At 67.8% G+C, this 8,021-nt stretch carries 6 protein-coding genes; 5 read left to right on the forward strand and 1 reads right to left on the reverse strand.

The window, feature by feature from the left end; translation table 11 throughout:
- Positions 1-85: 85 nt before the first annotated feature.
- Positions 86-3,520 (reverse strand): indolepyruvate ferredoxin oxidoreductase family protein, encoded by a 3,435-nt coding sequence (locus AX721_RS18295; RefSeq protein WP_068877412.1) that lies wholly within the window; start codon positions 3,518-3,520, stop codon positions 86-88.
- 142 nt (positions 3,521-3,662) lie between these two features.
- Between AX721_RS18295 and AX721_RS18300 the strand changes: the two genes are divergently transcribed.
- The 5 genes from AX721_RS18300 to AX721_RS18315 all read left to right on the forward strand — a co-directional run.
- Positions 3,663-4,160: an Lrp/AsnC family transcriptional regulator gene (locus tag AX721_RS18300; RefSeq protein ID WP_068877413.1), complete on the forward strand. Its 498-nt coding sequence runs from the start codon at positions 3,663-3,665 to the stop codon at positions 4,158-4,160.
- A 22-nt stretch (positions 4,161-4,182) separates the two neighbouring features.
- A complete protein-coding gene (locus AX721_RS18305) occupies positions 4,183-5,079 on the forward strand; it encodes a pirin family protein (RefSeq protein ID WP_068877414.1) in 897 nt (298 codons plus the stop codon).
- Between the two features lie 393 nt (positions 5,080-5,472).
- Positions 5,473-5,991, forward strand: coding sequence for a hypothetical protein (locus tag AX721_RS28055; protein WP_231754739.1), 519 nt, complete (start codon positions 5,473-5,475; stop codon positions 5,989-5,991).
- 158 nt (positions 5,992-6,149) lie between these two features.
- Positions 6,150-6,875, forward strand: coding sequence for a DUF1963 domain-containing protein (locus AX721_RS18310; RefSeq protein WP_231733266.1), 726 nt, complete (start codon positions 6,150-6,152; stop codon positions 6,873-6,875).
- Positions 6,876-6,946: 71 nt separating this feature from the next.
- Positions 6,947-8,021, forward strand: a 1,075-nt coding sequence (locus AX721_RS18315) for an L-serine ammonia-lyase (RefSeq protein ID WP_068877416.1), incomplete at its 3' end; no start/stop codon positions are given.

Genomic DNA, 8,021 nt, shown 5'->3' on the forward strand with positions numbered 1-8,021 from the left:
TGAAAGGCCTTCGCTTCCCGCCAGACTTCACATCGTAACGCTTGCCACAGAACACTCTTAGCCGGAGCGGGCGAAGCCACTCCGGCTACGCCGCCTCCTTCGCCCCGACCTTCTCCCACTCTCCCCAGAGCCGCTTCGCCTCGGCCTTCGCAGGTCCGACCGAAGCGTCCTTCACGTGGCCGAAACCACGGATCTGTTGGGGGACCTGGGCGAGCTTCACCGCAAGATGGTGCCGGTCGGCGTCCAGGCCGGCGACCAGGCGGTCGAGGTCGGCTTCGAAGTCGGCGATCAGGCCGCGCTCCATCTTCCGCTCGGCCGTGCGCCCGAAGACGTCGAGCGGCCCGCCGCGGAGGCCCTTGAGTTTGGCCAACGTCGGGAAGGCCAGGTCCAGCATCCAGGGCGAGAAGGCCATCTTCTTCGGCTTACCGTCCGGCCCCTTGCGGGCGAGCAGCGGCGGAGCCAGCCAGACCTTGGCCTTGCCGCCCTTGAACGTCTGGGCGCGGTAATCGGCGAAGCGGCCGTCGGAGTAGAGGCGCGCGACCTCGTATTCGTCCTTGTAGGCCATCAGCTTGTAGAGGCTGACCGCCGCCGCGCGGGTCAGGTCGGTGGAGCCCAGCGGCGCCTCGGCGGCCCGCACCTTCTCGATCCTGGCCAGATAGCGGGCGGCGTAGGCCTTGCTCTGATAGGCGGTGAGCTCCCTGACGCGATGGGCGATCAGCTCGTCCAGCGGCATGGTCTCCGGCGTCGGGACGTCGTCCTCGCGCTTGCCCCGGGCGGTGGGATCGAAGGCGGCTTTGCGGCCCAGCTCGAAGGCCTGGAGATTGGCCTCCGCCTCCACGCCGTTCAGCCGGATGGCGCGGTAGAGCGCGCGGCTGGAGACGGGGATCACGCCCTTCTGCCAGGCGAAGCCCAGCATGATCATGTTGGCGTAGATGGCGTCGCCCAGGCCGGTTTCGGCCAGGTGGCTGGCCGGCGCGGCGTCGTAGCTCTTGGTCGCCGCCGCGATCCGCCGGCCCTGTTCGTCGGCGTCGAAACGGACGTCCCGGTCCGTCACGAAGTCGGCGGTGGGGGCGAAGTCGGCGTTGCCGACGGCCACCGTCCGGTCCTTGGCGTAGAGCGCCAGGGCGTCCGGGCCGGCGGCCGACAGCAGGTCGCAGGCGATCAGCACATTGGCCGAGGCGGCGGGCACCCGGCCGCCGATCGTCGTGGTCTCGGTCTCCCCGATCCGCACGTGGCTGAACACCGCCCCACCCTTTTGGGCCAGCCCCGTCATGTCCACCACCGAGGCGGCCCGGCCATCCACGTGGGCGGCCATGGCTAGGATCGAGGCGACGGTGGTGACCCCCGTGCCGCCGACACCGGTGAAGACGATGTTCTGGACGCCCTTCAGCTCCTGGAAGGTCGGGAGCGGGGTGGAGTCCGCCGTCAGCGCCGCCATCGTCTCGCGGTGGGCGTTCTCGGCGCCTTCAAGGGTGACGAACGAGGGGCAGAAGCCGTCCAGGCAGGAATAGTCCTGGTTGCAGGTGGACTGGTTGATCCGGCGCTTGCGGCCGAACTCGGTGTTCAGCGGCTCCACCGACACGCAGTGGGACTTGGCCGAACAGTCGCCGCAGCCTTCGCAGACCAGCGGATTGATCATCACCCGCATCGGCGCGGCGGCCATCTTGCCGCGCTTGCGCCGCCGGCGCTTCTCTGTGGCGCAGACCTGGTCGTAGATCAGCACCGTCACGCCGGGCGTATCGCGCAACTCGCGCTGCACTTTCATGAGCTCGATGCGCGGGCGGACCTCGACACCCGGCGCGAGGTCGGTGACGCCCTGGTAGCGCTCGGGCTCGGCGGCCACGACCACCACCTTCTTCACGCCCTCGGACGCGAGCTGGCGGGTGATCTGGGGAACGGTGAAGCCGCTCTCGGCCGCCTGACCGCCGGTCATGGCCACCGCGTCGTTGAACAGCAGCTTGTAGGTCATGTTGGACCCAGCCGCGACGGCGGCCCGGATCGCCAGGGAACCGGAGTGATTGTAGGTGCCGTCGCCCAGGTTGACGAAGACGTGCTTCTCGTCGGTGAACGGCGAGGCGCCGACCCACGACAACCCCTCGCCGCCCATGTGGCTGTTCAGGTCCGTCGAGGGGTCGTTGAAGCTGGCCATGTAGTGGCAGCCGATGCCAGCCAGGGCGCGGCTGCCGTCCGGCAGGCGGGTCGAGGTGTTGTGCGGACAGCCCGAGCAGAAGAAGGGCTTGCGCTGCTGGTCCGCCGACAGCGTCACCGCCGCCATCGAGGCCGCCGAGACCCGGTTGAGGTAGTCGTAGACCCGGTCCATGTGGCCGCCGGCCGGGAGGCGGTCGGCGATGGCCAGGGCGATCTCGGCCACCGACAGCGAGGTCAGCTCCGACAGCAGGGGCGCGCCCTTCTCATCGGTCTTGCCGATGATCACCGGGCGGGCATGGGCCGGCAGGTCGTAGAGCGCGGCCCGGGCCTGGACCTCGATCAGCGGCCGCTTGTGCTCGATCACCATCAGGGTCTCGAGGCCGGCCGCGAAGGCGCGGATGCCGGTCGGCTCCAGCGGCCAGGGCATACCCACCTTATAGATGGCGACGCCTAGGGCGGCCGCCTCGGCCTGGGTGATCCCCATGGCCGCGAAGGCCTCGATCACGTCCTTGTAGGCCTGGCCCTGGCAGACGATGCCCAGGCGCGGTCGCGCCGCGCCCAGCATGATCCGGTCGATCCGGTTGGCGCGCGCGAAAGCCAGTGCCGCCGGGATCTTCTGCGTGCGCAGGCGCCGCTCCTTGTCGAGCGGCTGGTCCTTGAGCCGGATTCCCAGGCCGCCGGCGGGCAGGCGGAAGTTCTCGGGCGTCGCGAACCGGTGGCGCGAGAGGGACACGTCGATGGTCGCCCCCGAATCCATGGTGTCGGCCAGGGCGATCATCCCCACCCACAGGCCGGAGAAGCGCGACAGGGCGATGCCCATCAGGCCGTAGTCCAGCACCTCCTGCACGTCGGCCGGCGACAGCACCGGCATCTCGAAGTCCTGGAAGGCGTATTCCGACTGCGACGGCAGGGTGGAGGACTTGCAGGTGTGGTCGTCGCCGGCCACCGCCAGCACGCCGCCCTTGGGATGCACGCCTGCGAAATTGGCGTGCTTGAACACGTCACCCGTGCGGTCGACGCCAGGCGCCTTGCCGTACCACATGCCGAACACGCCGTCGTAGCGGGCGCCCGGGAACAGGTTGGCCTGCTGGCTGCCCCAGACGGCGGTGGCGGCGAGGTCCTCGTTGAGGCCTTCCTTAAACACCACCTCGGCGGATTTCAGATACTTGGCCGCACGGGCGGCCTGCTGGTCGAGGCCGCCCAGGGGCGAGCCGCGATATCCCGAAACGAACCCTGCCGTGTTGAGGCCGGCCGCGCGATCCAGCCGGTGCTGGTCCATCAGGACGCGGAGCAGCGTCTGGACGCCGGTGATGAACACCCGGCCATCCGTGAGCAGAAATTTGTCGTCGAGCGTCACTTCCTGGTGGCGCATCGCAATTTTTTTCCTTTCGGGCCTCCCCTAACGGATCGCAAGATCATATAAGAGCGCCGCAATTGCTTGCCAAAAGCATGCCCCTGGACGGTGGTTCCGGGGCAAGAAGAATATGCTCTTATGTCGAATATAGGAGGAAAAGTTGTCCGAGGCCCTCGACGCGGTCGATGCCAAGATCCTGGATCTGATCCAACACGACGCCGGATTGTCCGTCGCCGAGATCGCGGACCGTGTCGGACTGTCGTCCAGCCCGTGCTGGCGGCGGATCAAGCGGCTCGAGGACGCCGGCGTCATCCAGCGCCGGGTGACCATCCTCGACCGTGATAAGCTGGGCCTCGGCTTCGAGGTCTATTGCACCGTCAAACTGTCGCTGCCGACCAAGGACAACCTCGACGCCTTCGAACAGGCCATCGGCAAGCTGGCCGAGGTGGTGCAATGCGCCACCGTCACCGGCGCCGCCGACTATGAGCTGCGCATCGTCACCCGCGACATGCACGCCTTCGACGATTTCCTGCGCGACAAGATCCTCAGCCTCGGCCTGGTGTCGAACATCGAGAGCCGCATCGTCATCAGGTCGGTGAAGAACACCACCGCCGCGCCGCTCGGGCTGGTCAGCCCCTATGTGAGTGCGCAAAGCTAGGCCTCCACCCCGGAGACCTCTCATGATCGACCTCATCATCGACCAGCGCCGCAAGGACCTCGGCGGCTTCGAGGTCGGCCGCGTGCTGCCGTTCGCCAAGCGGCGGATGGTGGGGCCGTTCGTCTTCTTCGACCACATGGGCCCGGTGGATTTCCAGGCCGGGTTCGGGCGCAACGTCGACGTCCGGCCGCATCCGCACATCGGACTGTCGACGGTCACCTACCTGTTCGACGGCCACATCACCCACCGCGACAGCGTGGGCGCGATCCAGGAGATCAACCCCGGCGAGGTCAACTGGATGACCGCGGGCCGCGGGATCACGCACTCCGAACGGTTCGAAACCCTGCGCGCCAACGGCGGCAAGATGCATGGCATCCAGGCCTGGGTCGCCCTGCCGACCGAGCTGGAGGAGACCGAGCCGTCCTTCGCCAACCATGGCCCCGCCGACCTGCCCACCTACGAGACCCCGGACGGCAAGCTGTGGGCGCGGCTGATCGCCGGCAAGGGCTGGGGCGCCGAGGCCAAGGTGAAGACCGCCTCGCCGATGTTCTACTGCCACTGGCGCCTGCGGGCCGGGGCGAAGGCCGAACTGCCCGCGGAGTATCCCGAGCGCGCCGCCTATATCGCAGAGGGGGAGGTCGAGGCCGCGGGCCATACTCTGCGCGCCGGTCAGATGGCCGTCTTCCAGCCCGGCGAGCCGATCCTCTTCACCGCCGCCACCGACGCCATCGTCATGCTGCTGGGCGGCGAGCCCGTGGGCCCACGCTTCATCGAGTGGAACTTCGTCTCCTCGTCCAAGGAGCGACTGGAGCAGGCCAAGGCCGACTGGCGCGCGGGCCGCATGAAGCTGCCCGACGCCGACGACCAGGAATTCATCCCCCTGCCGGAACCGCCGCCGCCCGCGAACCCGATGAGCTGATCGGGACTTAGCGACCTCCGTGGGGCGCGGAGCACGGCACGCATCTTCGATGAGCCACGGGGATTTGCCGGTTTGTTCATGTTTTGTTCTTGACAAGTTCCGGCCATTTTGAGAAGCTGAAGGCTCGGCGTCGGACTTTCCGCCGCACACGGCAAACATATCCAGGAGAGAAGATTGGCAAGCTCCGGCTCCTATGCCCGAGGCGATCGACCGCGCTCGGTTCCGGACCCCGACGCGGCTGCACACGCGGCCGCAGCAAAGGCGCAACTGGCATACAATAAGCGTCAGGCCGCGGAGGTAGAACGGCGCCGTGCGGCGAGCCCAACGGTCTCTCCCGCAAGTAAGGGGCCCGAGTGGGCTCCCGACGTGGGCCATCCAGGCGCCTTGGAATCCATGATCCCGGTCTGGGGTTCGGGGCGGGAGGCTCTCGCCGACTTGCATGACGGTGATTACGTGGGCGCCGCCGGTAATGGCGCCATGGCCTTGTCCGATGTCGCCTTAGCCAAGGGCGTATTGGTCGCGCTCGGCAAGGGCGCCGTTAAGGTGGGTGGCTCTTACGCTTGGCGAAGCAAGCCTTGGGACGAGGCGCCGGGTGTGCGCAGATGGATGGGCGAGAAAGGATACCTCAAGCCTGGAGAGCATGGGCATCATGGCATTGTCCCGCAGGGTGGCTGGGGCAAGGCGGTGCCAGACTACATCAAGAACCAGCCCTGGAACATTAAGGGGCTGGACCGGGTGACTCACGGTCGAATTCACGGCCGGTATACCGTGGATGGCGTTAAGCTTCCACGGTTTGGGCTTGCCGAGCGCGTATGGCATGGGACGCCGACCTGGACCAAGCCCGCTGCCGTGTCCGGCGCTGGCGGCGCTGTTCGCGCTCCGACCCTTGCAGCGGAGAAGCAGCGGCGATGATCTTAACGAACGGTCTGGCCCAGGGACTGATATTCTTTGCCGGGTTTTGCGTCGTCGTCCTCCTCTACGAGCGTCTGCGCATCGCCTTTCGCAAATCGGCTCCCAAAATCACCTTGGATCCTGCGGAGGTTTCGAAGCTTCGCGCTAGGATTGCGCGGATGGCCCGGCCGGCCCTCTCGCTCGGCCCTGCCCCATCCCCGGCGTTCTCGAAGATTGGAGGCCGCCCGGAATTAGCCTCTGACGTTTCATGGCCCGTGGGCGAAGAGGGTCCCTTGGCGTTCGTGGCGCAGATCGACCTGGAGGCTGTGAAGTCGGAGATCGGCTTTGATTGGCTGCCGGAAGAAGGCCGCATCTATCTGTTCTTCGACGACGAACGGAACGGACTGGCGGATTGCGGCAAGATCATCTTCACCCGCGCCGCACCCGGGCCAGAGGCGAACCCACCCCAGCCGCTGCCGAAGCATCGGCGTTTCGACGAGCGCAGGGTCAACTTCAGACGCTTCACGTCGCTGCCGAGCGAGGATTGGCTTGGTGAGGAGTGGCCGAGCGGGCTAAGCCTTGGGGAAGGGGCGACGTTAGAGGAGGCCACCTTCGGCGACGATCCCGACCACCGGGTGGGTGGCTACCCGAGCGAGATTCAGGCCAGCCAGATGTTCCTCGAGTGCGAGTATCTGCACCGGGGGCTCACGCTGGATTATCGAGCACCCGTTCCGGACGACCTTCTGCAGGCGTCTCGACAATGGCGGCTACTGCTGCAGATCGACTCCGACCCCGCCTTGAAGATGAACTGGTGGGACGGTGGGCGCCTCTATGTCTTCGCCCGCACGCGGGATGTGAAGCGGGGCGATTTTTCCAAAACGGTGACGATCACCCAGACGCACTGAACCGAGCGTGGCGTGCCACCGTTTGCGCGGCGATGATTGAGCCGAAGCCTGGGCCAAGTTAGAGCCGCCCCATGAACGTCAGCGTCTTCGACCTCTTCAAGCTGGGCGTGGGGCCGTCGAGCTCACACACCATGGGCCCGATGACGGCGGCGGGCCGGTTCCTGGAGCGGCTGGGACCGGATCTGCCGCGGACCGCGCGGGTGCAGGCGACGCTCTACGCCTCGCTGGCGCTGACCGGCCGGGGGCACGCGACCGACCGGGCCGTGATCCTGGGCCTGGCGGGGCTGCAGCCGCGCACCCTCGACCCGGACGCGGCCGACGTGGTCGTCGAGACAGTCCGCGCGGCAGGGCGGTTGAAGCTGGGCGGCATCCACGAGATCGGCTTCGATGAAGCGCGGGACATCGCCTGGGAGGGCCGCACGCGGCTGCCGCAGCATCCGAACGCCATGCGGTTCGAGGCCTTCGACGCGGCGGGCGCCTCGCTGGCGTCGCGGACCTATTTCTCCATCGGCGGCGGGTTCGTGCGGGACGAGGACGAGATCGGCCAGAACACCGCGCCGGAGCGCGCCCTGCCGGCGCCCTTCCCGTTCGACTCCGGCGCCGAGCTCCTGGCGCAGGCCGAGGCGGCGGGCCTGAGCATCGCGGCCCTGATGACCGCCAACGAGCTGATGGTGCGGACCGAAGCGGAGATCGTGGCGGGCCTCGATGAGATCACGGCGGCCATGTACGCCTGCATCGACCGCGGCATGCGGACGGAGGGCGTCCTGCCGGGCTCGCTCAGGGTGACGCGGCGGGCGCATGGCATCTGGCGCAACCTGGTCGAGAACGCCGACCGGCAGATCGCCGACCCGCTGTCGGCGCTGGACTGGGTCAACCTGTGGGCCCTGGCGGTCAACGAGGAGAACGCCGCCGGCGGGCGCGTCGTGACGGCGCCGACAAATGGGGCGGCTGGGCTGCTGCCGGCGGTGCTGCGCTACTACGACCGGTTCCACCAGGGCACCGCGGCGGGGCGGCACACCTTCCTGCTGACGGCCGGCGCCATCGGCGCGCTCTACAAAACCAACGCCTCGATCTCGGGAGCCGAAGTCGGCTGCCAGGGCGAGGTGGGCGTGGCCTGTTCGATGGCGCCGGCCGTCAGCAGGAAGG

Source organism: Phenylobacterium sp. CCH9-H3, assembly GCF_001557235.1.
GTDB lineage: Bacteria > Pseudomonadota > Alphaproteobacteria > Caulobacterales > Caulobacteraceae > Phenylobacterium.

Coding starts and splice junctions, on each gene's coding strand:
- AX721_RS18295 (WP_068877412.1), bottom strand. CDS start 3,520: ATGCGCCACCAGGAAGTGACGCTCGACGACAAATTTCTGCTCACGGAT.
- AX721_RS18305 (WP_068877414.1), top strand. CDS start 4,183: ATGATCGACCTCATCATCGACCAGCGCCGCAAGGACCTCGGCGGCTTC.
- AX721_RS28055 (WP_231754739.1), top strand. CDS start 5,473: ATGATCCCGGTCTGGGGTTCGGGGCGGGAGGCTCTCGCCGACTTGCAT.
- AX721_RS18310 (WP_231733266.1), top strand. CDS start 6,150: ATGGCCCGGCCGGCCCTCTCGCTCGGCCCTGCCCCATCCCCGGCGTTC.